The following is a 22,130-nucleotide window of genomic DNA, read 5'->3' on the forward strand; positions in this document are numbered from 1 at the left end:
CGCGTACCCTGTCGAGGTGACCTGGATGCGGAAACGTGACCACAATGTGCTGACCAACGCCGCATCGCTGCTGGTGTGCGGCCTGTTGGCTGGCGTGGTGGTCGCTGCGGCGGCCTTCCCCGCGGTGGCGATGTCCGGCTTGGCCGCGAAGGCCGGCGCCGAGACATTCGGCGCCCTGCCCACGGAGCTGACGGTGGCCCGCGCGCCACAGATCAGTTATCTGTTGGCATCGGACGGCAAGACACCGCTTGCGACCATGTACGACGAGAACCGCCGCGACGTGAAACAGAGCGACATCTCTCCGTACATGCAGAAGGCCATCATCGCGGCCGAGGACCATGACTTCTACAAGCACAACGGCGTCGACATCAACGGTGTCGCCCGCGCGTTCGTCAACAACCAGAGCGAAGGCTCCGGCCGGCAGGGCGCTTCGACGCTGACCATGCAGTACGTCCGGCTGGCCATCGCCTACTCGGCCACCCACCCGGCCGACGTGGTCGCGGCGACCGAGGACACCAGCGCCCGCAAGCTTCGCGAGATGCGGCTGGCCCTCCAGGTCGACAAGGAATTCTCCAAGGACGAGATCCTCACCCGCTACCTCAACCTCGCCTCGTTCGGCAACGGCGCGTACGGCATCTATGCCGCCAGCCAGGTCTACTTCGGTAAGCCGCCGAGCAAGCTCAAGATCGAGGAAGCGGCGCTGCTGGCCGGCATGGTGAAGGCGCCCACCACGAACGACCCGACCACCGAGGCCGGTTACCCGCTCGCCAAGGACCGTCGCGACTACGTCATCCAGAACATGGTCGACATCAAGGCCATCACCCAGCAGGAGGCCGACGCGGCCAAGGCCGTCGAGCTGGTGGTGAAGGACAAGCGCACCCCGAACGGCTGCGTCGCCGCCAACGTCAACAGCTGGGGCTTCTTCTGCGACTACTTCTACCGCTGGTGGTTGCAGCAGGAGACGTTCGGCTCGACCAGGTACGACCGGGACCGGCGGCTGAAGAGCGGCGGCTACACCGTCGTCACCTCGATCGACGTGCAGGCGCAGCGGGGCGCCGACGCGGCGGTCCGCCGGTCCAAGAGCGAGAACAGCAAGGAAGCCGCGATGGTCGCGGTGGTCGAGCCCGGCTCCGGCCGGGTCCGGGCGCTCGCGGTCAACAGGCAGTTCAAGCTGGACGACCCGAAGAACCCGAAGAACAAGATCTCCAGCGATCCGGCGAAGAGCAGGAAGAACATCCGGGGCAACTACCCGGCGACGGTCAACCCGCTGCTCACCGGTGGTGACGGCATCACCGGCTACCAGGCCGGCTCGACCTTCAAGATCTTCACTATCGTGGCGGCGCTGGAGAAGGGCATCCCCCTCAGCTACACCTTCAACGCGCCGCAGCAGTTCCGGTCGGAATACAAGATCAAACCCGGCCCCGCCGCGTGCCCCGGCACCAACCTGTACTGCCCGACCAACTCCGGCCTGAAGGCCGGTGGCCCACAGAACATGTGGACCGCCTTCGCCCAGTCGATCAACACCTTCTTCGTTCCGCTCCAGCAGCAGGTCGGTGCGGAGAACGTGGTCGACGTCGCCAAGCGGGCCGGCATCCAGTTCCGCACCGACGAGGATCTCGACCTCGCCGGCACGAAGGAGGCCGCACACCAGTGGGGCGCCTTCACCCTCGGCGTTTCGCAGACCACCCCGCTGGACCTCGCCAACGCGTACGCGACCCTGGCTGCGGACGGCAAGTACTGCGAGCCGATCCCGGTGCAGGAGATCCGGGACCCGGACGGCAACAAGCTGGACATCGCCAACCCGCGCTGTGAGAAGCGGTTCAGCACCGAGGTGGCCCGCGCCGCGGTGGACGCCGCCCGTTGCCCGGTCGGCGACAACTCCAGCACCAGCAAGTGCGGGGGCAGCCGCACCGCCTCCCGGGTGAAGGGCATCGTCGACGCGCCGGTGGCCGGCAAGTCCGGCACCACCGACTCGGAGAAGACCGCCGCCCTGGTCGCCATGACCAAGCAGTACTCGGTCGCCGGCATCATGGCCGACCCGGACTGGCCGCAGACGAACGTCGAGATGGGGCACGATGTCCCGCACGGCATCAACCCACCGGTCCAGGAGACGCTGCGGGATGCCATGAAGGGCAAGGAACGCATCCAGTTCGAGCCACCGGGCCAGAAGATCTCCGAAGGTGACCAGCGCAGCATCCCCGGCGTGAGCTGCATTTCGGTGGATCAGGCGAAGTCCCGGCTCAAGGACGCGGGCTTCGAGCCGGTGGTCTCGGACGCCAAGGTGAAGTCGTCCTGCCCGCCGGGCACCGCCCACGGCACCAGCCCGGACGGGCGCACCATCAAGGGTGGTGTGGTCACCATCCAGGTCAGCAACGGTGGTGGCGGCGCCCCGCCGGACAACCCCGGTGGCGGGCAGCCCGGCAACACCGGTCGACCCGGCGGTCGACCGGGCGGCTGAGCCGACGATCAGGACACGACGGGCGGGCACCCAGTACGGGTGCCCGCCCGTCTCCGTCTGTCCGGACCACCGCCAACCGCCCGCGCTCCGGGGAACGCCGACCGGGATGCCGGTGGATCAGAGGCCGAGCTGCCTGCGTACCTCGGCGGCCACCCGACCACCCTCGGCCTGGCCGGCCACCGCGGCCTGGGCCGCCTTCATCGCCGGGCCCATCTGGGTCTTCCCGGTGAAGCCGCCCGCGGCGAGCGCCCCCGACACCAGCTCGGCCAACTCGGCGTCCGAGAGCTGCTTGGGCAGGTAGCGGTCCAGCACCTCACCCTCGGCGGTCTCCTTCGCGGCCTGCTCGGCGCGGCCGGCGTCAGCGAAGGCGGTGGCCGCCTCCCGGCGCTTCTTGGCCTCCTTGGTCAGCACCGCGAGCACCTCGTCATCGGTGAGCTCGCGCTTGGCCTTGCCGGCGACCTCGGCGGTGCCGACGGCGGCCAGGGCCATCCGCAGCGTGGAGGTGGTCAGCTCGTCGCGCGCCTTGAGCGCGGAACGCATGTCGGCGGTGAGGCGGTCCTTCAGCGTGCTCATGGACGGTCAAACTACCCTGAACGCCATGCGAAAGCGCACACTATTCCGGCTTGCCGCCGGAACCGCCACGGTCGGCGCGGCCACCCTCGCGTACGCGTCGCTCATCGAGCGCAACATGTTCACCCTCCGGCGGTACGACGTGCCGGTGCTGCCGGCCGACGCGGAGCCGCTGCGCGTGCTGCACCTGTCGGACCTGCACATGATGCCCGACCAGGCGCGCAAGCAGCGCTGGGTGGCGTCGCTGGCCGCCCTCGACCCCGACCTGGTGGTGGTGACCGGCGACAACATGGCCCACCCGGCCGCGGTGCCCGGAGTGCTGCGGGCCCTACAGCCGCTGCTTGACTACCCCGGGGCGTTCGTGTTCGGCTCCAACGACTACACCGGGCCGGTGTTAAAGAACCCCTTCACCTACTTCCTGCCCGACCGGGAGTACACCGAGGGCGTCGACCTGCCCTACGAGGAGCTGCGTCAGGTGTTCACCGGCGCCGGCTGGGCGGATCTCAACAACGCCCGGACCACGCTGAAGGCCGGCGGTCGGCAGCTCGACCTGGCCGGCGTGGACGACCCCCACATCGACCGGGACGACTATCCCTCCGTCGCCGGGGCGGTCTCGTCCTCGGCGGACCTGTCCATCGCGCTGGCGCACTCCCCCGAGCCGCGGGTGCTCGACCAGATGGCGGCGGACGGATTCGGACTGCTGCTCGCCGGGCACACCCACGGTGGTCAGGTCTGCGTACCGGGCTACGGCGCCCTCGTGACCAACTGCGGCCTGCCCCGGTCGATGGCGCGCGGTCTGCACCGCTGGCCCGGTTCGGACTCCTGGCTGCACGTCTCCGCCGGCCTCGGCACCCACCCGACCGCCCCGGTCCGCTTCGCCTGCCCCCCGGAAGCCAGCATCCTCACCCTCATCCCCCGCTGACCGCCCCACCGCCGCCCCTGGCGTGATCGACCCGGTTTCCTGCAAACCGGCCCATCCACCCGGGCCGGACACCCCGGGTTCACGGACAGCGAGTCGATCACCCCGCAAGCGGCGCTCGACCGCTCGTGGGCCGGGCCGGGCGGCGGGGGTACCGAGTTTGACCATCCGAGCGGGTGGGCTACTATTTGTCGGCACGCCTCGGGGTGTGGCGCAGCTTGGTAGCGCGCTTCGTTCGGGACGAAGAGGTCGTCGGTTCGAATCCGGCCACCCCGACCAGAGGTAAGAGGGCACATCCGATCCATGGATGTGCCCTCTGGTGTTTCCGTACCGCAGCAGCGGTCAGCGCAGGCTGAGGTCACGCCCCTGAGCTTCCCCCGGTAGCTCGGAGGACGACCTGCATGGCGGCTTGTGCGGGAGTCAGGTGCGTGGTGTCGATGACCTCGGCCTCGGCATGCAGCCACGTGCGGGCCGCCTCGGCGTAGGGCTCGAGGTACCTGAGACGGAACGGCGACGGAACGGGGTGTTCTCCCTCGATACGCCGGCGAAGGGTGTCTTGATCAGCATGGAGGACGAAGTGCCTCACCGGGATGGCGTGTTGGGCGAGGCCCACACTGATCTCGCGCCAGTACTGCTCGACCAGGACAGTCATGGGTATCACCAAAGTGCCACCGGTGTAGTCGAGCACGCGGCGGGCTGTCTCGACGACGAGCTGCCGCCACGGCGGCCAGTGCTGGAAGTTGTCCGTCTCGGGCAGCCCCGGCGTGATGTCCATGAGCGTCTCGCCGACCTTCTCGGCGTCGAACACCCGGGAATCCGGGATCAGTTGCTGCACGAGCGAGCTGGTCGTCGTCTTGCCCGCGCCGTGGGTGCCGTTGAGCCATACGATCACGGGACACATTAACGCGCGTGAGTAACCGGACGATTTGCACAGGACTTGTAGCGGCGGCAGCCGGGATGGCAACCAGCTCTGCGGGCGTGGGTTCGCATCCATCACGCCTGTGAACGGCCGGCCCGGATGTTGCGAGCGTCAGTGATGATCGGCAGGTGATCGACAAGGAGTTCAGCACGCGCGGGGGCATCGCCTACGTTGACCCTGATGTGCGGTCGTGGGGATCGGGTTTCAAGAGCAACAAGAACGCCACATGGCCATTCGCTCGGCTCCGCGTGGGAACGAGCTACATCACAGTCTCGTCTCTGTTCGGAGAGTTCCGTATCACTCGCACGAACCTGGTATCGATCTCCCGATTCGGTCGTGTCCCCGTGCTGGCCGACGGTGTCAGACTCGCGCGGAACGGCCACAACGAGGCGGTCATCTTCTGGGCGCTCCGTGCCGGCAAAGTGGTGGACGCGCTGCAGCGCCGAGGCTGGCCAGTGGCTCCCTCATCGTGAGCCACCGTGCTGGGTGACGACGGGCGCGACCACGACCGGGAGGCAGATGGACGTTGGTGGACCGTTGCCGCGGCTCGCCCGGCCTGTTTGCACAGCTCAACGACGGCCGATCATTCCTTCGGGACGAAGAGGTCGTCGGTTCGAATCCGGCCACCCCGACCAGAGGTAACAGCGAGGCTACGTTCGCACCACGGCGAGCGGCTGCAACCGGACAACCTGAGCCGTCCAGCAGTCCGACGATTCGGTCGCGATCTCCGCCCCGCAGCTGCACACCAGGTTGGGGCCGTCGCAACCGTCCAGGCCGCAGCAGCCGTTTCGGCGCCTGCCGTCCAAATGTAGCTGCCGCACCAGCAGGTCGTCGGGATTGATCAGGACGGTGTTGCGAGGTCCGGCGGAAACCAGCATCCGGCCGTCCGTCTCGATCGGCACATGGGGCGGCCCGAAAGGCTGGGGGTCAACCGCGAACATCCCCGGGGGCACCCACGCCGGACACACGTCGCCGGGCTGAAGATCAGAGGGTGAGACCGGCTCGGGCAGCTCTGCGAGTTGTGCCTCGTGCAGATCGTCGGTGAGTGCGGTTCGGCAGCGGAGGCACGCGAACAGCGTCATGGAGCTGATTGTCCAGCGTTCGCTCCCGGGCAGCCGCACGGCCGCCCGCGAGGATTGCTCGTCAGGGCCGCCGGCGTGCGAAGAGAAACGCTCCGCGCCTGCTCTCGTCGGGGCGGTGCAGCAGTTGGGCCTCGACGGTGAACCCGGCGTCGGCGAGCCAGGCGGCGACCCGGTCCGGTGGGCGGCGGTGCACGTACACGTTCATCGGGTGACCGCCGTAGCCCTCCGTCTTCAACCGACGCCCGTCACCGACGTGGAAGGCGAGCAGCAGGGTCCCATCGGGACGCAGCGCCCGGTGGAAGTGGGCCAGGACCGCGGGCACCTCGTCGTCGGGAATGTGGATGAGTGAGAACCAGGCCAGGATGCCTGAGACGCATGAGTCGGTGAGGTCGAGGTCCGTCATGGAACCCACAGCGAACCGCAGGTCAGGATGGTCGCGCCGGGCAATGTCGATCATTGCGGGCGAGAGGTCGATGCCGAAGGCGTCGACACCGAGGCTGTGCAGGTGGGCGGTGATCCGTCCCGGCCCGCAACCGATGTCCGCCACGGATCCCTCGCCGCCGCTGCGGGTCAGTTCGGCGAACAACGCAAGGACCGCCCGTTCGTACGGCGCGGCGTGGAGTGCGTCGCGCAGCATCTCGGCGTAACTTCCGGCCACCGTGTCGTAGGACGCCCGGGTGTCGGCCAGCCAGTCGTCGGCGCTCATCCCGGGCACAGTAGTGCGGCGGTCGACAGCGCACCGCCCATTGCGGGCGCGCCGGGAGGTCGACCAGGAACCCCGCGGCCGGCCTTCAACCTATTGGCCCTCGACGGAGTCGTGATGGGTAACCAACCGAGGCGGGGGCTTATGGCAGTTGACGACGAGCGTTTTCGAGAGTTCGTCGAGACGCGCTACATGGATCTCCTGCGCGTGGCGTACCACCTCACCGGTTCGGCCCAGGATGCCGAGGATCTGGTGCAGACGGCGCTGGTGAAGGTGATGCGTCGCTGGCGTCGGGTCGACGATCCGATGGCGTACCTGCGACGGGTCATGGTCAATCACCACATCAGCAGCTGGCGTCGCCACCGCGTGCACGAGGTGGTGACGTCGATCCTGCCGGACCGGCCCGGCCGGGACATGACCGAGGCGGTGACGGAACGGCACGCCCTGTACGAGGCGATGCGGGAGCTGACGCCCCGCACCCGGGCCGTGATCGTGCTCCGCTACGTGGTCGACCTGCCGGAGGTGGCGGTCGCGGCTGCCCTGGGCTGCTCCGTGGGATCGGTCAAGAGCCGCGCGTCGAGAGGTCTGGCTCGCCTGCGCCTGGCACTGGCGTCCGACGCGCCGACGCCGCACCAGGGGCCGACGACGACTTCAGCGGCAGCCGATCCAGTACCGACCGGGACGACGACGATGACGGGGGCAACACCATGACTGTCGATGAGGAAGTCAGCCAGGCCCTGGCCGAGCTGAGCAGGACCCTGACCCCACAGCCGGATCCGTACGGTCGGGCCAGGGCACGTTATCGACGGGACCGGCAGCGTCGCCTCGGCGGTGTGGCCCTCGCGGTGGTGCTCTCCCTGGTTGGAGCGGCAGTCGCGATCGCCGACCCGGGTCGGACCACCCCACCACCACCGGCAGACTCGAACGAGTCCATCGCACCCGTGCTGGCCTGGTCGGACAAACTCCTCCAGTCGCCACCGCGCGGCGTCGTCGGCCAGGACAGCGGCTATGTCCGCCAGCTCTCCGGACTCCTGTTGGCCGCGCAGCGTCGGGGAGACTTTCCCCGGCTGGCGGTGGCAGTGCCGGTAAACACGGTGAAGGTGCTGTTCGTCGACGACGTCGGCGGCCAGCGGATCGCACTCGCCGCATTCGTCCGCGACCAGCCCGATCCGGCCACCGGCTGGCCGAGCGCCGCGATCTGGCTGGTCGCCGAGGAGGGCGCCAGCGCCGAGAAGCTGGCCAGCACCGCCGCCGTTCAGGGCGTCGGCGACGGCCTGGAACCCTACGAGAGCTTCGCCGTGGACCCGTCCGATCCGGGAAAGGCGACACATGTGGCGATCGCACCCGCCGGGTGTGTCTTCCTCACCTCACCGTTGCCCAGCAACCGGGTGTTCCAGTGGGCCCCGGAGCCGACCGGGTCCTACCTGATCCGTACCCCGCAGACCCAGCGGCCCGAGTGGTGGCGGGTCGACTGCGGCACTGTGACGCGCAAGATAATCCCGGGCCCGGGTTCGCTGGCGCCGAAGCCGATCACGGACGCGCAGCTCGCGACAGCGATGTCCCGCGTACGCGGCAGTGTCCCGGAGCAGCGGGCCCGAGTGTTGGTGTCGCAGTACGCCCAGTCGGCGGGGTACCGACTGACCACCCTGCCGAGCGCGGTGTGGGGCGGGCAGGTCGCTGGCCTCCCCGTCCGCTCCGTCGGTGGATCGCCGGCCGCCGGCGAGCCCTCGGTGGAGAGCGGAAAGGCGATGATCCTGGCTGCTCCCGCAGCCGGCGGCGGCTGGGTCGGCGAGGTGACGATCGACTTGGATCAACCAAGGCCCAACGGCGTGGTCGGCACCGGCACCTCCTTCGCCGTCGCAGCGGACCCGACCGATCCCGCAAGCGTCCTGGCTGTGTCGATCGACAACGACATCATCGGCGTCGAGGGTCGACGGTCCCTGCTCGTGGTGACGCCGACGGCAGCCACCCAGGTGCGGGTGAGGACGCACGACGGACGCGACGTGGCTACGGCTGCGGTCACCGACTCCGGGGCGGTGTTGCCCGTGCCCCACGCCATGACAGACCTCGTCGTCGAGGCGCTCGACGCGTCCGGCCGGACGCTCGCCAGCGGCCAGGTGGCCAGGGAGGGCGCGCCGTCGACACTTGAGACGGATGCCTGGAACCAGGACTGATCGCGCCCTGCCTGCCGAAACTGCCACCAACCTAGGTACCGGTGGTCAGTCCTGTCGTTCGGTGCGCTCGATCTCGGTGAACGCGGCGGCCAGGTAGTCGTCAAACGGCACGCTGGTCGTCGCCAACAGGTCGGCCACCAGGAGCGGGGCATGCCGGGCCAGCGCCGACGCGTCCGGAGGCGACTCGTCGCTCTCGGGGTCGTACACGCCGAGCGCGCCGGCCAGCAGTACGAGCACCACGTGCGGGTCCACGTCCGAACGCCACCGGGTCGCGCTCTGCACGCAGCGGGTCAACACCTGGCGGATGTCGTCGCCGGTCAGCCCCTCCGGGTGGCTCTCCTCCAGCAGCAGCCGAACCACCGCGCCGAGCACCAGACCGGATCGTTCGTCGGCGGCAAGACCACCGACCGCCTCGTCGTACGCCTGACCGTCGCGCGCCTGGGCGGCGGCGACGGCCGCGGTGGCGGTGACCGCGATGGCGCGGGCGGTAGCGGGCAGATGTCGCCAGGTGCCGGTCATCGGGTCAGCATCGCAGACCCGGCGGACACCGGCCGACCACCACCGAGCCGAGTGGATCACCGTGGGATTGGTCACCCGAGGGGCCCGCCGGGGCCAAAACGGTTCGCGCGCTGTCACACCTGACCAACAGAATGCCGGACATGCTGCGTCGTGCCCTGCCCCGCCGAACGGATGCCCGCCGGATCATGCTCGGCACTCTGCTGTCGGCGATCGGGCGCGGTCTGACCCTGCCGTTCCTGTTCATCTACCTGACCGACGTACGCGGGCTCACCGACGCCCGCGCCGGGCTCGTGATCGGCTGGTACGGCGCGGTCACGCTGGTGCTGTCGCCGCTGGGCGGGACGCTCATCGACCGGTTCGGCGCCCGCTGGGTGGTGGTGCCCTGCCTGGTGCTGGAGGCGATCGGCACGGGCTCGCTCGCGCTCGTCCACTCGACCGGTTCGGCAGTGCTGGTGATGACGGTGATCGCCATCGGCAGTTCGGCGATCTGGTCCGGGCAGAACACGATCCTCGCGTCGTTGACCGACGACGATGAGCGGCAACGCGTCTTCGGGCTGAACTTCGCCCTGCTCAATCTCGGTATCGGCGTCGGCGGCATGACCTCCGGCGCGATCGTCGACACCGCCCGGCCCGGCACCTTCCAGATGATCTACCTGCTGGACGCGGTGACGTACCTGCTACCGGCGCTGATCCTGCTGACCCTGCCCGCAGTGGGCCACCGACTCGGCAACCGTCGAGGCGTCGACGATCCGTCGCCCGGCGGCTACCTGACCGTCCTGCGGGACCGCCCGTTCCGGCGGCTGGTGATCTTCGGGCTGGTCCTCACCACCTGCGGGTACGCGCAGATCGAGGTGGGTTTCGCCGCGTACGCCGTACGGGTGGCCGAGGTCAACCCCCGGGTGGTGGCCTGGGCGCTCGCGGCCAACACCGTGATGATCGTGCTCGCGCAACTGCTGGTGATCCGCCGGATCGAGGGGCGCAGCCGCACCCGGGCACTGGCGGTGGTGGGGGCGGTGTTCGCCACCGCCTGGCTGGTCCTCGGCGCGGCCGGCCTGGTCACCGGGGAAAGCGCCCTGATGGCCGCGCTCTGCGTGGTGGCCTGCTCGGCGATCTTCGGCTTCGGCGAGACGATGCTGTCGCCGGTGATGCCCGCCCTCACCAACGCCCTGGCCACTGACGACCTACGCGGTCGGTACAACGCGATGAGTTCGATGATCTTCGGAATCAGCGGTGTGATCGGCCCGGTGACCGCGGGCCCGCTCATCGGGGCCGCCGACGGCAGAGTCTGGGTGGCCACGGTGGTCGGCGGCTGCCTGGTCGCGTCGTTGATCGCGCTCTCCCTGCGCCGGCTGCTCAGCGCGGAGCAGGACGGCCGACTGACGCCGACCACCGTCACCTCCCCCGAGCCGGCCCCCGCCCCCGCCTGACCCGCACCCCGCCCGCACCCCGCCACCCCGCCCGCACCCCGGCGCCCGGCCCGCACCCGCCACCCCGCCACCCCGCCCGCACCCCGGCGCCCGGCCCGCACCCGCCACCCCGCCACCCCGCCCGCACCCCGGCGCCCGCACCCCGGCGCCCAGCGCCCAAGGTCCGCGCAAGTTCCCCGATGTTGCTGTCTCCGGCGCGCGGGAGGCAGCAACATCCCCGATGTTGCGCGGATCTTGGGCGCGGGTCCCGCTGGCGCCGCAAGATCCCGCTCGATCCTGGATCGAGTGGCATCCGCGCGCCCGGAGGCCACTACTTCCATGTTTTAGCGTGATCATGCGGCCGACGCATCCGGGCGAAGGACGAGGCAGGGCGGGACGGGACGGGGCGGGACGGGGCGGGACGGGGCAGGGCGGGACGAGGCAGGGCGGGACGAGGCAGGGCGGGACGAGGCAGGGCGGGACGGGGCAGGGCGGGACGGGGCAGGGCGGGACGAGGCAGGGGCAGTCGGGAAGGGTGAGGCGGGCTACGGACTAGACAGGGCCGAGAACGGGGACGGGCCCCGGAGCGTTCGCTCCGGGGCCCGCCGTGGCGAGATCGGCCGTCAGGCGGCGGGGACCTCGGCGGTGGTGCGGATCCGGTCCAGCGTCGGGGCGGAGACCGGCGACTGCGCGGTCAGGTACGCCACGAACGCGTCCAGGTCGATCTGGCCGGTGACCTGGTTGGTCCCGGCGGTGAGGGCGCTGAAGCCGTCGCCGCCGCCGGCCAGGAAGTTGTTCACCGTCACCCGGTAGGTGGCGGCGGTGTCGACGGCGGTTCCGCCGATGGTGAGGCTGCCCCGGACCACCCGGGTGCCGGCGCACGGGTCGGCCGCGGTGGCGCTGGTGCCGTTCAGGTCGACCACGTAGTGCAGGGTGGACGACGGGTACAGCGTCCGGCCGGTGACGAACTGCTGCTCCAGCACGCAGTAGAGCTGCGCGCCGGTCAGGTCGAGCGTCACCAGGTTGTTGGCGAACGGCTGCACCGTGAAGGCCTCCCCGTAGGTGACCGGTCCGGCGTCCAGGGGGGCCCGGACACCGCCCGGGTTCATGAGGGCGGCAACCGCGCCCTGCTCGTCGTCTGTGGCGGCGAGCTGCGCGTCGGCGATCACGTTGCCGATCGGCGACTCCCCGCACGAGTTCGGCACCTGCGCTGAGCAGGTGCCCAGCAGGTTCTCCTGCGTCGTCGGGAGGGCGGTGGCGGTCACCCCGACCTGACGGTCGGCGACCGGACCGAGCACCGTCTTGTACCGGCCGATCAGCGCGGTCTGCTTCGGGTCCTTGGCGACGTCCCGGGTGACCACCACGTTGTTCGCGGCGGCGGAGATGACATCGCCGGACCGACGGTCGATCTTGAGGTCGATGTCGGTGATCAGGCGGCCGAACGAGCTGGCGCTTGTCACCAGCTTGCCGTTGATGTCGCAGTTGTACGCCTGGTGGGTGTGCCCACTGACCACCACGTCGATCGACGGGTCCATCCGGTTGGCGATGTCCACGATGGGTCCGGTCATGCCGACGCAGTCGTTGATGCCACCGGTCGCCGCCTGGGCACCACCCTCGTGCAGCAGCACGACGATCGTCTCCACGCCCTTGCGGCGCAGCTCGCGGGCGTACCGGTTGGCGGTGTCCGCCTCGTCGGCGAAGGTGAGGCCGGCGACGCCCTGCTGGCTGACGATCTGCGGGGTGCCCTCCAGGGTCATCCCGATGAAGCCGACCTTGACGCCCTGCACCTTGTGGATCGCGTACGGCGCCATGAGCGGCTTGCCGGTGGCGGTCTTGAAGGCGTTCGCGGACAGGTACTGGAAGCCGGCGCCCCGGTACGGGGTGCCGTCGGCGCAGCCGTCCACCGGGTGGCAGCCGCCGTTCTGGATCCGCAGCAGCTCGGCGGCGCCCTCGTCGAACTCGTGGTTGCCGACGCTGGCGTAGTCCAGCCCGGCCATGCTCAGTGCCTCGATGGTCGGCTCGTCGTGGAACGCGGCGGAGAGCAGCGGGGACGCGCCGATCAGGTCACCGGCGGCGACCGTGATGGTGTTCTGCTTCTTGGCGGCGGCGCGCAGCTCGGCCAGGTGGGTTGCCAGGTATTCGACGCCGCCCGCGGTCTGCCCGGCGATGGTGCCGCTGGACGAGGTCGGCGGTTCGAGGTTGCCGTGGAAGTCGTTGAGGGCCAGCAGGGTGACGTCGACCGGCTTCGGTCGCGCGTCGGCGTGCTCAGGGCTGGTGGCGACCGCGCCGAACGCGGCCACCGCGAGCGCGGTCAGGCCGACAGCGGCCCGTCGCATCCCGGTTGTGGACATGGATCTCCTCGGAAGAATCGGCGCCTGCCGGGGCCCGGCCTGTGGGTCGATCGGGCCGCCGAGCGACGCCGTCGTCAGGGTCGCGGTTGGCGGCGGTTGGGGATGGCCGCCTGCACCGACAGCCTCTCATCCGAACGGCACCGGGTCGAGCCGGGCAGCACATCAGAGCTGCGGGTACACCCGCGCGTCGGATCGAGCACCGTTTACCGTCGTCTGCCGGACATCGTCGTACCCAGGGTCTAGAAAGGACGGGACAGTCGACGCGGAGGGACAGACCATCGTGAGTGACATGGCACCGCAGGTGGAGCAGGTGCGCTCGGCGGACGGCACACCCATCGCGTTCGAGCGCTCCGGTGCCGGGCCGGCGATCGTCCTGGTCGGCGGGGCGTTCAGCGATCGCGCCGCGACCCGTGCACTGGCCACGGCGTTGGCACCGGATTTCACCGTTTTCGGCTATGACCGCCGAGGGCGGGGCTACAGCGGCGACACCGCGCCCTACGAGATCGGCCGCGAGTTCGACGACCTGGCCGCCGTGATCGCGGCGGCAGGTGGTTCCGCCGCCGTCTACGGGATCTCCTCCGGCGCGGTCCTTGCCGCCCTCGCCACCGCGCAGGGCCTTCCGGTGACCAGGTTGGCAGTGTTCGAGCCGCCGTTCCAGGTCGGTCCGCACGTGGGCGTTTGGAGGGACCTCACCGCGCGCCTCATCGAGCTGATCGCCGCCGACGACAGGGATGGCGCGGTGGAGCTCTTCCTCAGCGACTCGGTGGGGCTGCCGGCGGAGGAGATCACCAAAATGCGGTCGCAACCGATGTGGGACGCACTTACCGCAATCGCGCACACCCTGGTGTACGACTCGATCCTCACCGCCGGAGGGCGACTGCCCACCGACCGGTTGGCGGCCATCACCGTGCCGACTCTCGCGGTACACAGCACCGGCAGTCCACAGTGGCTGAGGGACGCGAGTGGGGCCGCGGCCGAGGCGGTCCCGGGAGGCCGGTCCATCAGCCTCGACGGCGGTTACCACGAGGTGCCGCCGGCGACGCTCGCTCCCGCGCTGCGGGAGTTCCTGCTCGGTTGACGGCCTGCCCGGTTACCAGCCTGGCCGGTTGACGGCCTGCCCGCCGCACCACGTCGGCGGTCACACGTCGACCAGCACCTCGCCGACCAGGGCGGCGACGGCATCGGAAGACCACCCGTCGGCCACGCCGGGCCGGGCGGCCAGATAGCTGGTGATCCGCTCGACCGGCCAGCCGTGCGCCTCACGCAGACCGCGGGCGATCATGCCGAGGTAGATCGGCGCGGGTGGCCGGCACCGGCTGGCCGACGCCCCCTCGGGCGCGGTGAAGGTGAGCATCGGGACGCCGCTGTGGCTGCCCGGGCAGACCAACGTCTCGTACCGGCCGGGGCCGAGCGTCGCCCGTCCGGTGGCGATGGCCGCCTCGATCGCCGCCCCGGTCGCGGGGATCAGGTCGGCGGCCCCCGCCGGGCGGTACATCTCCTGGGCGGCGATGTCGGCGAACTGCTCCTCGGTGACCAGGTAGGCGCGGGCCGCGGCCTCGCCCGGCAACTGCGGGTCGTAGAAGGCCATGCCCCCGGTCCAGGCCCGGGATTCGCCGGCGAAGTAGATCCCGCCGGGCAACGACACCGGGACCGACCTGCTCGGTGGGCGCCGATCCCGACAGCCCGGGTACGTGCGCCTCCCGCCGGGCGGGCAGCCGCCACCGATGTACCACAGCAGGCGGGCGGCGTGCATGTTCGAGCCGTACGCGACGTACCAGAGCACCACGACGGGCTCCCTCAGGAGCTACAGGTCTGACCGGCCGAGTGGCTCACCTGCACGGTGTGGGTCACGCAGCCGCCCGCCTCGACCAGGTGCAGCAGGAAGGCGGTTGGCTCGTCGACCCAGCCGATGTGCTCGTCGGCGCTCATGGTGAGCGTGCTCTGCTTCCACGTGCTGGGCGCCACGGTGAGCACAGTGCCCGCGTAGGCCGTGGTGACCGGGCGGTGCAGGTGCCCGGCGGTGACCCGGACGACGTGCCGGTGCCGACGGATCACGTCGGCGAACGCGTCGGAGTCGGCAAGCCGGAGGGAGTCGGCCGCGGGGATGCCGACCGCGACCGGCGGATGGTGCAGGCAGACCACGGCGGGCACGTCGGGCCGCCCGGCGAGCACCCCGTCGAGCCAACCGAGCTGCTCCTCGCCGAGCTGGCCGCTGCTGCTGCCGGGGACGAGCGAGTCGAGCACCACGACCGACGCCGCCTCGTGATCGACGTGGTAGTAGGTCGAGAAGCCGCCCCCGAGCAACGGTGTGCCGCCGAAGGCGTCGAGCAGCGCCTCGCGGTCGTCGTGGTTGCCGGGGGCCAGGTGCACCGGCACCGGGAACCGGCCGACCAGCTCGCGCAGCGCCGCGTACTCGTCGGGCCGGCCGTTGTTGACCAGGTCGCCGGTGATCACCACGCAGTCCGGTCGGGGTCGCACCGCCAGTACCCGGCCGAGCGCACGGTGCAGCCCGGCGGCCGGTGCGGCGGCGAGCAGGCCGGTGGTCAGGTGCGGGTCGCTGAGCTGAGCGATGAGCATGGGCTCGCCTCCTCGGCGTCGGGAGCTTCACGCTATCGGTGGGCGCGGTGTTCGGGTGTGCCTGAGCGCGACGCCTGGCGGAGCCGATCCGGTGGCGGTGCGGTGCGTTCCGGCCCGTTCTCGATGTCGGGCCGACGGTCGCCGGTTCAGTAGCCGGCGAGTTGCGGGGCCAGCGCGACAGTGACGAAGCGGATCGCCCGGCCCAGCAGGCACGTCACCGCGAAGGCGGCCGGGCGCATGGGTGTGCGTCCCAGGTAGACGCTGGCGGCCAGCAGCGGCGGCAACCCGGTGACCGCGCTGACCAGCAGCATCCCGGTGGACTGGCGGGGGCGTTCCAGCACCTCGACGAGTCGCGCGCCGGCGGCCTTCGGCCCGGCCAGGATCGTGCCCAGTCGACCCGGTCGGGCCGACGCGGCGGGCGGGTGTCTGCGGAGCCGCCGTTGCAGCCACGCCGAGCGGATCGCGCCGCGCGCACCGAGGAAGATCAGGACCTTGCCGACCGTCTGACCGCAGGCGGCGGCCACGCCGAGAGCCACGGGCGGCGCGCTGGTCGTTGTCACTGTCGCGATCAGGTACGGCTCGGCCGGGGTGAACGGCAGAAAGGCCGACAGGAGTCCGACGGCCGCAGCCACCAGGACGGCGATCATGGTTGGGCGCGCGGGAGGCCCGCCGGCAGCCTGGCGGCGCAGACCAACGAGACGACCTTCACCGCGGCGACCGCGAGGGCGAACGTGACGGCCACGGCCAGCGGCGCGAAGATCGCCAGCAGCACCACCGCCGCGGTGTTCAGCGCCTTGGCCGGCGGAGACCAGTTCCACAGGTAGATGCGTGTGTCGACGCGGGCGAAGTAGTTCGGGCTGAGCAGCGGCCAGCGCAGGAACATCAGGCTCAGCAACTGGTCGATGACCATGAACTGGACCAGGAAGACCGCGACCGGCAGGGCGGTGGCGGGCCGGAGCACGATCAGTGCTGCGGCGCAGGCCGACGTGCAGGCACGGTCCGCGACGATGTCGAAGACCGCGCCGGCGCGCGTCTCCTGTCCCAGGCTCCGGGCGGCGGCGCCGTCGAGGATGTCGCCGATCCAGTAGAGCAGGTAGGCGGCGACCAGCAGGTGCGCGCTGCGCTGGGTCAGCGCCGCCACGGCGAGCCCGACGGCGCCGGCCGTACGGACGGCGGTGATGGCGTTGGGGACGTTGAGGAGCGTGACCGGCGGGCTGAGGCCGAGGGCGGTCATTCGGCGTCCTTGAGGATGCGTTGCATGTCGGCGGTGCGCCGGTTCAGGTCGGCCAACTGTGCGCTCACGTCGGTGAGCAGGCGCTGGGTCTCGGCGGCCTGCTCGGCGTACTGCCGCTGCAGTTCGCCGGCGACCGCCGTCCGGGTGCGGACGCCCGCGTACCAGACGACCGAGATGAGCACGGCGGCGACGACGACGAGGAAGACCGAGGCGGTGACGTCCATCTAACTTGTTCCTTTCGGTACGGCATCGCCGTCTGCGGCGGTGCTCAGGGTGGTGGCGGCGACCGCCACCACGTCGGGCGTGAGGTGCAACGAGAACGGGGCGGTCTCGTAGTACTTGAGCGCCTTGCCGTCCTCGGACAACTCCAGATGCGCGGTGACCAGCCCGGCCTTTTCCAACTTCTTGAGGTGCACCTGCAGCAGAGCGCGGCTGATGCCCAGATCGCGGGCGAGCTGTGAGACGTACGCGCGTCCGCCGGTCAGCGCGGCGAGCACCCGCAGTCGGTGCGGGCTGGCCAGCGTGGCAAGGACCTCGACCAACCGGTCGCCGCTCAGCTCTCCCATAGCTCACCTTGGCTCATGCCAACTATTATTGGCAGGGGCAAGCGCAATCGTCAACTCGAACACCCTCCGGCTCCGCCCACAGGCTGCGTCCACAGCCTGTGGATAGAACGCGTGTACGAAGCTGAGCAACTTTCGCACCGTGAGTACGCTTGATCGCGCGGCTCGGCGCCGGCCGACCCCTCCCCTACCTGGAACGACGTGCGAGTGGATCATCAGCGAGTCAGCCGTGACGTCATCGTCCGCCTCCCGATGGCGTCGAGCGTGCCGGAGGCCTGTCGGTGGACGGTCACCGCGCTGTCCCGCCACACCCCCGCGACGATCTCCGTGCTGCTCGCGGCCCACGACCGGCTGCGCTGCGTCGCGGCGACCGGGGCCTGGCAGGTCTTCGCGACAGTGCCGGCGCGCACCGGCATCGTCGGGCGGGTGTACGCCACCGGCACCCCCGCCGTCGTCCCGGACGTCACCACCGACCCGGACTACCTCCCGGTACGCCCGGACGTGACCGCCGAGCTGTGCGTACCGGTGCTGGACCCGACGGGCCTGGCGATCGGAGTGCTCGACCTGCAGTGGAGTGAGCCAGCCGACCTGGAGCTGTGGCGGGAGACGACGCAGCGGTTGGCCGACCGGCTCGGCGCGCGGATCGCCGCGCTCGGTGGCCCACCCGAGGAGAGCCGCAGCGAGAAGCTGCTCCGGCACGCCGCCGCACTCTCCTCCGCGCTCACCGAGGAGGAGCTGATGGGCGCGGCGGCCCACGCCGCCCGGGAGGTCTCCACCCTCTCCACCGCGGTGCTCCTGATCGCCGGCCAGCTCGGCCCGCCCCCGGCGACGCCGAGCGACCTGGAGACCCGGATCCGCGCCGAGCTGGCCGAGGCGGGTCCGGCGGCCCTGGCCCGGATGGTCGACCGGGCACACCGCTACGGCGCGGGGTACACGCTGGGCGAGGCGGGGCACCCCCCGACCGAGGACTACCGGCCGCTGACCCGGTCGGGGGCGCAGACGTTGGTCGCCGTTCCGGTCGGGCCGCCGGAGGCCGGCGGGGTGCTGCTGGTCGCCGACGAACGCGCCCTGCGACCGGACCCGACAACTGTCAGCCTGATGGAACTGCTCGCCGGGCAGGCGTGGACCAACCTGGACCGGCTCCGCACGCTGGCCCGACTACGGGAGCAGGCCAGCTCCGACCCGCTGACCGGGTTGCGGCACACCGGCCCGTTCGGGCAGCGGATCGCGGCGGCCACCCCGGGGCGTACGGCCCTGCTGGCGATCGACGTGGACGGCTTCAAGACCGTCAACGACACGTACGGCCACCAGGCCGGCGACCGGGTTCTGGTCGGGTTGGCCCGCGCTCTGGAGGAGGCCCTTCGGCACGGCGACGAGTTGTACCGGATCGGCGGCGACGAGTTCGTCGCGGTGATCGAAGTGAGTCGCCCCGAGGAGGCGGTCCGGATCGCCGAACGGCTGACCGAGGCGGCCCGGCGCATCGGCCGCACGATCAGCGTGGGCGTCGCGCTGCCCCGACCCGGCGAGTCCCCCAACGGCACCCTGAAAAGAGCCGACCAGGCCCTCTACGCGGTGAAACGCCGAGGCCGGGACGGCGTGCACCTGTCCGCCGCCTGAACGTCGATGGGTAGCCTGCCGGCATGGCAAAGGTTGTCACCTACCTGGAGATGCGCAACGCCAGGGACCTGCGACCTGGGAAGGTGGTGCCGGAGCTTCTCCTCCGGCGCGTCGACGGTGGCCTGCCGCTGGTGCGTGCCACAAATGCCCAGGTCGGAGCCCCCTACGGGTGGCGGAGCGCGTCTCGCACTGATGAGGAGTGGCAGGAGCTGGTGCGGTGTCATCCGCTGCGCCAGTACTGGTTCCTCACCCTGAGGGACGAGACCGTGGGGGTCGCGAATATGGAACCCCAGCCCGACGGAGACGTGGAGATCACCACCTTCGGACTGTTGCCCCAGTATGTCGGGAGGGGTCTCGGTGGCCATGCGCTGACGCTGACCATCCGGCAGGCATGGGACAGTGCGGCAGCGGAGTCTCCGGCCGTACGCAGGGTTTGGCTGCACACCTGCTCGCTGGACCACCCGAATGCACTAGGCAACTACCAGCGACGCGGCTTGACCGTCTATCGCACCGACGTCGAACCCGAGTGACAGTCGGCTCAGGCCGAATCAGGCGTTGCGGAGTTCCTTGGCGAGGAGTTCGGCGATCTGGGCGGTGTTGAGGGCCGCGCCCTTGCGCAGGTTGTCGCCGGTGACGAAGAAGTCGAGGGCGCGCGGGTCGTCCAGGGCGCGGCGGATCCGGCCGACCCAGGACGGGTCGGTGCCGACCGCGTCGATCGGCATCGGGAACTCCCCGGCGGCGGGATCGTCGACCAGGATCACCCCGGGCGCGTTGCGCAGTGCCTCGCGGGCGCCCTCGGCGTCCACCTCGGTGCCGAAGACCGCGTGCACCGCCACCGAGTGGGCGGTGACCACCGGCACCCGGACGCAGGTGGCGGAGACCTTGAGGTCGGGCAGGCCGAGGATCTTCCGCGACTCGTTGCGGATCTTCATCTCCTCCGATGACCAGCCGCCGTCGGCCGGCGAGCCCGCCCAGGGCACCACGTTGAGCGCCAGCGGGGCCGGGAACGGGCCGAGGTCGTCGCCGACCGCCTGGCGGACGTCGCCGGTGCGCGAGCCGAGCGCGCGATCCCCGGCGACCTTGGTGAGCTGGTCGTGCAGGATGTCCACGCCGGCCTGGCCGGCGCCGGAGACCGCCTGGTAGGAGGCGAGCACCAACTCCCGCAGGCCGTACTCGCGGTGCAGGGGCGCCACCGCGACGATCATCGCGAGGGTGGTGCAGTTGGCGTTCGCGATGATGCCCCGGGGCCGGTTGCGGACCTGCTCGGGGTTGATCTCCGGAACGACAAGCGGGACGTCCCGGTCCATCCGGAACGCGCCGGAGTTGTCGACGGCGATCGCGCCACGAGCGACGGCGATCGGCGCCCACTCGGCGGAGACCTCGTCGGGCACGTCGAACATCGCCACGTCGACGCCGTCGAACGCCTCCGGGGTCAGCGCCTGGACGACGACGTCCTCACCTCGGCAGCGCACCCGCTTGCCGACCGAGCGTTCGGAGGCGAGCAGCCGGATCTCGCCCCAGACGTTGCGACGCCCGCTGAGCAGCTCACACATCACGGTGCCGACGGCACCTGTCGCTCCGACCACGGCGAGGGTGGGCAGCGCCGTCATCGGCGCTACCTACCTGTCCCCGCGTAGACCACGGCTTCGGTATCGCCGCCCAGCTCGAACGCGTCGTGGATGGCGCGGACGGCGGCGTCGAGGTCGGTGTCCCGGCAGACCACGGAGACCCGGATCTCGGAGGTGGAGATCATCTCGATGTTGACCCCGGCCGCGCCGAGCGCGGCGAAGAAGCCGGCGGCCACCCCGGGGTGCGAGCGCATGCCGGCACCGATCAGCGAAACCTTGCCGACGTGGTCGTCGTAGAGCAGGCCCTTGAACTTGACCGGCTCCTGGATCTTGCTGAGCGCGGCCATCGCGGTCGGGCCGTCGGCCTTGGGCAGGGTGAACGAGATGTCCGTCCGGCCGGTGCCCTCGGTGGAGACGTTCTGCACGATCATGTCGATGTTGATCTCGGCGCCGGCAACAGTGTCGAAGATCCGCGCGGCGGCACCCGGCTCGTCGGGCACCCCGACGATCGTGATCTTGGCCTCACTGCGGTCGTGCGCGACCCCGGTGATCAGTGCCTGCTCCACGGAAAGGTCCTCCATCGATCCGGTGACCATCGTGCCGGTGTTGGTCGAGTATGACGAACGGACGTGGATCGGCAACCCCGCCCGACGGGCGTATTCCACGCTACGCAGGTGCAGCACCTTCGCGCCGCACGCGGCCAGCTCCAGCGTCTCCTCGTAGGTGATGGTGCGGATGTGCCGGGCGTTGGGCACGATCCGCGGATCGGCGGTGAAGATGCCGTCCACGTCGGTGTAGATCTCGCAGACGTCGGCGTGCAGGGCGGCGGCGAGCGCCACGGCGGTGGTGTCCGAGCCACCCCGGCCCAGCGTCGTGACGTCCTTGGTGTCCTGCGAGACACCCTGGAAGCCGGCGACGATGACCACCGACCCCTCGTCGAGCGCGCCCTTGAGCCGCCCGGGGGTGACGTCGATGATCCGCGCGCGGCCGTGCACCGAGGTGGTGATCACACCGGCCTGCGAGCCGGTGAACGAGCGGGCTTCGTACCCCAGGTTGTGGATGGCCATGGCGAGCAACGCCATGGAGATCCGCTCCCCGGCGGTGAGCAGCATGTCCAGCTCGCGGCCCGGCGGCAGCGGGCTGACCTGGTTGGCCAGGTCCAGCAGCTCGTCGGTGGTGTCCCCCATCGCGGAGACCACCACCACCACGTCGTCGCCGGCCTTGCGGGCGTCGACGATGCGCTCGGCCACCCGCTTGATCCGCTCGGCGTTGGCGACGGAGGACCCGCCGTACTTCTGCACCACGAGTGCCACGACGTGCACTCCCTCCCAGCGACCCTGAGCGTGCCGACGCCGCCGGAACCGGTGCCGGCGGCGCGTGTCAATCCCCTTGAGGGTATCCGGCGGGTAACGACGCCGGGTCAGGTGATCCCACCATCCGGCCCGCGCGGGGCGGCCGGGCCGCTCCCAC

General features: G+C 70.7%; 23 protein-coding genes and 1 tRNA gene. 10 read left to right on the forward strand and 14 right to left on the reverse strand.

From position 1 onward, the window contains the following. Positions 1-25: 25 nt before the first annotated feature. Positions 26-2,458, forward strand: a complete 2,433-nt coding sequence (locus tag ACQPWW_RS32935; protein WP_433127697.1) for a penicillin-binding protein — start codon at positions 26-28, stop codon at positions 2,456-2,458. Positions 2,459-2,575: 117 nt separating this feature from the next. Here the strand turns inward: ACQPWW_RS32935 and ACQPWW_RS32940 are convergent, their stop codons facing one another. Next, positions 2,576-3,031, reverse strand: coding sequence for a GatB/YqeY domain-containing protein (locus tag ACQPWW_RS32940; protein ID WP_393369297.1), 456 nt, complete (start codon positions 3,029-3,031; stop codon positions 2,576-2,578). A gap of 25 nt (positions 3,032-3,056) precedes the next feature. Between ACQPWW_RS32940 and ACQPWW_RS32945 the strand changes: the two genes are divergently transcribed. After that, positions 3,057-3,950 (forward strand): metallophosphoesterase, encoded by an 894-nt coding sequence (locus ACQPWW_RS32945; protein ID WP_433127698.1) that lies wholly within the window; start codon positions 3,057-3,059, stop codon positions 3,948-3,950. A 199-nt stretch (positions 3,951-4,149) separates the two neighbouring features. Continuing rightward, positions 4,150-4,226: transfer RNA gene (locus ACQPWW_RS32950), tRNA-Pro, on the forward strand. Positions 4,227-4,305: 79 nt separating this feature from the next. On the opposite strand, the gene ACQPWW_RS32955 is transcribed toward ACQPWW_RS32950, so the two are convergent. Further along, positions 4,306-4,839 (reverse strand): AAA family ATPase, encoded by a 534-nt coding sequence (locus ACQPWW_RS32955; RefSeq protein WP_433127699.1) that lies wholly within the window; start codon positions 4,837-4,839, stop codon positions 4,306-4,308. A 155-nt stretch (positions 4,840-4,994) separates the two neighbouring features. On the opposite strand from ACQPWW_RS32955, the gene ACQPWW_RS32960 reads away from it, so the two are divergent. Continuing rightward, positions 4,995-5,339 carry a hypothetical protein gene (locus tag ACQPWW_RS32960; protein ID WP_433127700.1) on the forward strand — a complete coding sequence of 115 codons (345 nt, stop codon included), beginning with the start codon at positions 4,995-4,997 and terminating at the stop codon, positions 5,337-5,339. A 177-nt stretch (positions 5,340-5,516) separates the two neighbouring features. Here ACQPWW_RS32960 and ACQPWW_RS32965 read toward each other — a convergent pair whose 3' ends face one another. Together ACQPWW_RS32965 and ACQPWW_RS32970 are read right to left on the reverse strand one after the other, a co-directional pair. Continuing rightward, positions 5,517-5,948, reverse strand: coding sequence for a hypothetical protein (locus tag ACQPWW_RS32965; RefSeq protein ID WP_433127701.1), 432 nt, complete (start codon positions 5,946-5,948; stop codon positions 5,517-5,519). A 61-nt stretch (positions 5,949-6,009) separates the two neighbouring features. Then, positions 6,010-6,654 carry a class I SAM-dependent DNA methyltransferase gene (locus ACQPWW_RS32970; RefSeq protein ID WP_433127702.1) on the reverse strand — a complete coding sequence of 215 codons (645 nt, stop codon included), beginning with the start codon at positions 6,652-6,654 and terminating at the stop codon, positions 6,010-6,012. A gap of 141 nt (positions 6,655-6,795) precedes the next feature. Here ACQPWW_RS32970 and ACQPWW_RS32975 point away from each other — a divergent pair, with 141 nt between their 5' ends. Continuing rightward, positions 6,796-7,362, forward strand: a complete 567-nt coding sequence (locus ACQPWW_RS32975; protein ID WP_433127703.1) for a SigE family RNA polymerase sigma factor — start codon at positions 6,796-6,798, stop codon at positions 7,360-7,362. Then, positions 7,359-8,825 carry a hypothetical protein gene (locus ACQPWW_RS32980; RefSeq protein WP_433127704.1) on the forward strand — a complete coding sequence of 489 codons (1,467 nt, stop codon included), beginning with the start codon at positions 7,359-7,361 and terminating at the stop codon, positions 8,823-8,825. Before ACQPWW_RS32975 ends, ACQPWW_RS32980 begins: the two co-directional genes overlap by 4 nt. A 45-nt stretch (positions 8,826-8,870) precedes the next feature. On the opposite strand, the gene ACQPWW_RS32985 is transcribed toward ACQPWW_RS32980, so the two are convergent. Beyond that, a complete protein-coding gene (locus ACQPWW_RS32985; RefSeq protein WP_433127705.1) occupies positions 8,871-9,344 on the reverse strand; it encodes a hypothetical protein in 474 nt (157 codons plus the stop codon). 140 nt (positions 9,345-9,484) lie between these two features. On the opposite strand from ACQPWW_RS32985, the gene ACQPWW_RS32990 reads away from it, so the two are divergent. Then, positions 9,485-10,771, forward strand: a complete 1,287-nt coding sequence (locus ACQPWW_RS32990; protein ID WP_433127706.1) for an MFS transporter — start codon at positions 9,485-9,487, stop codon at positions 10,769-10,771. Positions 10,772-11,373: 602 nt separating this feature from the next. On the opposite strand, the gene ACQPWW_RS32995 is transcribed toward ACQPWW_RS32990, so the two are convergent. Continuing rightward, positions 11,374-13,101 (reverse strand): bifunctional metallophosphatase/5'-nucleotidase, encoded by a 1,728-nt coding sequence (locus ACQPWW_RS32995; protein ID WP_433127707.1) that lies wholly within the window; start codon positions 13,099-13,101, stop codon positions 11,374-11,376. A 289-nt stretch (positions 13,102-13,390) separates the two neighbouring features. Here ACQPWW_RS32995 and ACQPWW_RS33000 point away from each other — a divergent pair, with 289 nt between their 5' ends. Next, positions 13,391-14,179 (forward strand): alpha/beta fold hydrolase, encoded by a 789-nt coding sequence (locus ACQPWW_RS33000; protein WP_433127708.1) that lies wholly within the window; start codon positions 13,391-13,393, stop codon positions 14,177-14,179. Between the two features lie 60 nt (positions 14,180-14,239). On the opposite strand, the gene ACQPWW_RS33005 is transcribed toward ACQPWW_RS33000, so the two are convergent. From ACQPWW_RS33005 to ACQPWW_RS33030, 6 genes are all read right to left on the reverse strand, one after another. Then, positions 14,240-14,887: a histone deacetylase gene (locus ACQPWW_RS33005; RefSeq protein WP_433127709.1), complete on the reverse strand. Its 648-nt coding sequence runs from the start codon at positions 14,885-14,887 to the stop codon at positions 14,240-14,242. Between the two features lie 11 nt (positions 14,888-14,898). Beyond that, positions 14,899-15,678: a phosphodiesterase gene (locus tag ACQPWW_RS33010; RefSeq protein WP_433127710.1), complete on the reverse strand. Its 780-nt coding sequence runs from the start codon at positions 15,676-15,678 to the stop codon at positions 14,899-14,901. A gap of 146 nt (positions 15,679-15,824) precedes the next feature. Further along, positions 15,825-16,310, reverse strand: coding sequence for a hypothetical protein (locus ACQPWW_RS33015; protein WP_433127711.1), 486 nt, complete (start codon positions 16,308-16,310; stop codon positions 15,825-15,827). A gap of 11 nt (positions 16,311-16,321) precedes the next feature. Beyond that, positions 16,322-16,912, reverse strand: a complete 591-nt coding sequence (locus ACQPWW_RS33020; protein WP_433127712.1) for a CDP-alcohol phosphatidyltransferase family protein — start codon at positions 16,910-16,912, stop codon at positions 16,322-16,324. After that, the gene (locus ACQPWW_RS33025) at positions 16,909-17,136 is read right to left on the reverse strand and encodes a hypothetical protein (RefSeq protein ID WP_357403855.1); all 228 of its coding nucleotides are present in this window, start codon (positions 17,134-17,136) and stop codon (positions 16,909-16,911) included. Before ACQPWW_RS33025 ends, ACQPWW_RS33020 begins: the two co-directional genes overlap by 4 nt. Further along, positions 17,137-17,478, reverse strand: a complete 342-nt coding sequence (locus ACQPWW_RS33030) for an ArsR/SmtB family transcription factor (RefSeq protein WP_433127713.1) — start codon at positions 17,476-17,478, stop codon at positions 17,137-17,139. It lies immediately after the preceding gene. 249 nt (positions 17,479-17,727) lie between these two features. Between ACQPWW_RS33030 and ACQPWW_RS33035 the strand changes: the two genes are divergently transcribed. Then, positions 17,728-19,092 (forward strand): diguanylate cyclase, encoded by a 1,365-nt coding sequence (locus tag ACQPWW_RS33035; protein ID WP_433134724.1) that lies wholly within the window; start codon positions 17,728-17,730, stop codon positions 19,090-19,092. 23 nt (positions 19,093-19,115) lie between these two features. Then, on the forward strand, positions 19,116-19,622 hold the full coding sequence (locus ACQPWW_RS33040; protein WP_433127714.1) for a GNAT family N-acetyltransferase: 507 nt from the start codon (positions 19,116-19,118) through the stop codon (positions 19,620-19,622). 18 nt (positions 19,623-19,640) lie between these two features. Here the strand turns inward: ACQPWW_RS33040 and ACQPWW_RS33045 are convergent, their stop codons facing one another. Next, positions 19,641-20,702, reverse strand: a complete 1,062-nt coding sequence (locus ACQPWW_RS33045) for an aspartate-semialdehyde dehydrogenase (protein WP_433127715.1) — start codon at positions 20,700-20,702, stop codon at positions 19,641-19,643. A gap of 5 nt (positions 20,703-20,707) precedes the next feature. Further along, a complete protein-coding gene (locus ACQPWW_RS33050; RefSeq protein WP_433127716.1) occupies positions 20,708-21,973 on the reverse strand; it encodes an aspartate kinase in 1,266 nt (421 codons plus the stop codon). Positions 21,974-22,130 lie beyond the last annotated feature (157 nt).

This window comes from Micromonospora sp. CA-240977 (assembly GCF_050942285.1).
GTDB lineage: Bacteria > Actinomycetota > Actinomycetes > Mycobacteriales > Micromonosporaceae > Micromonospora.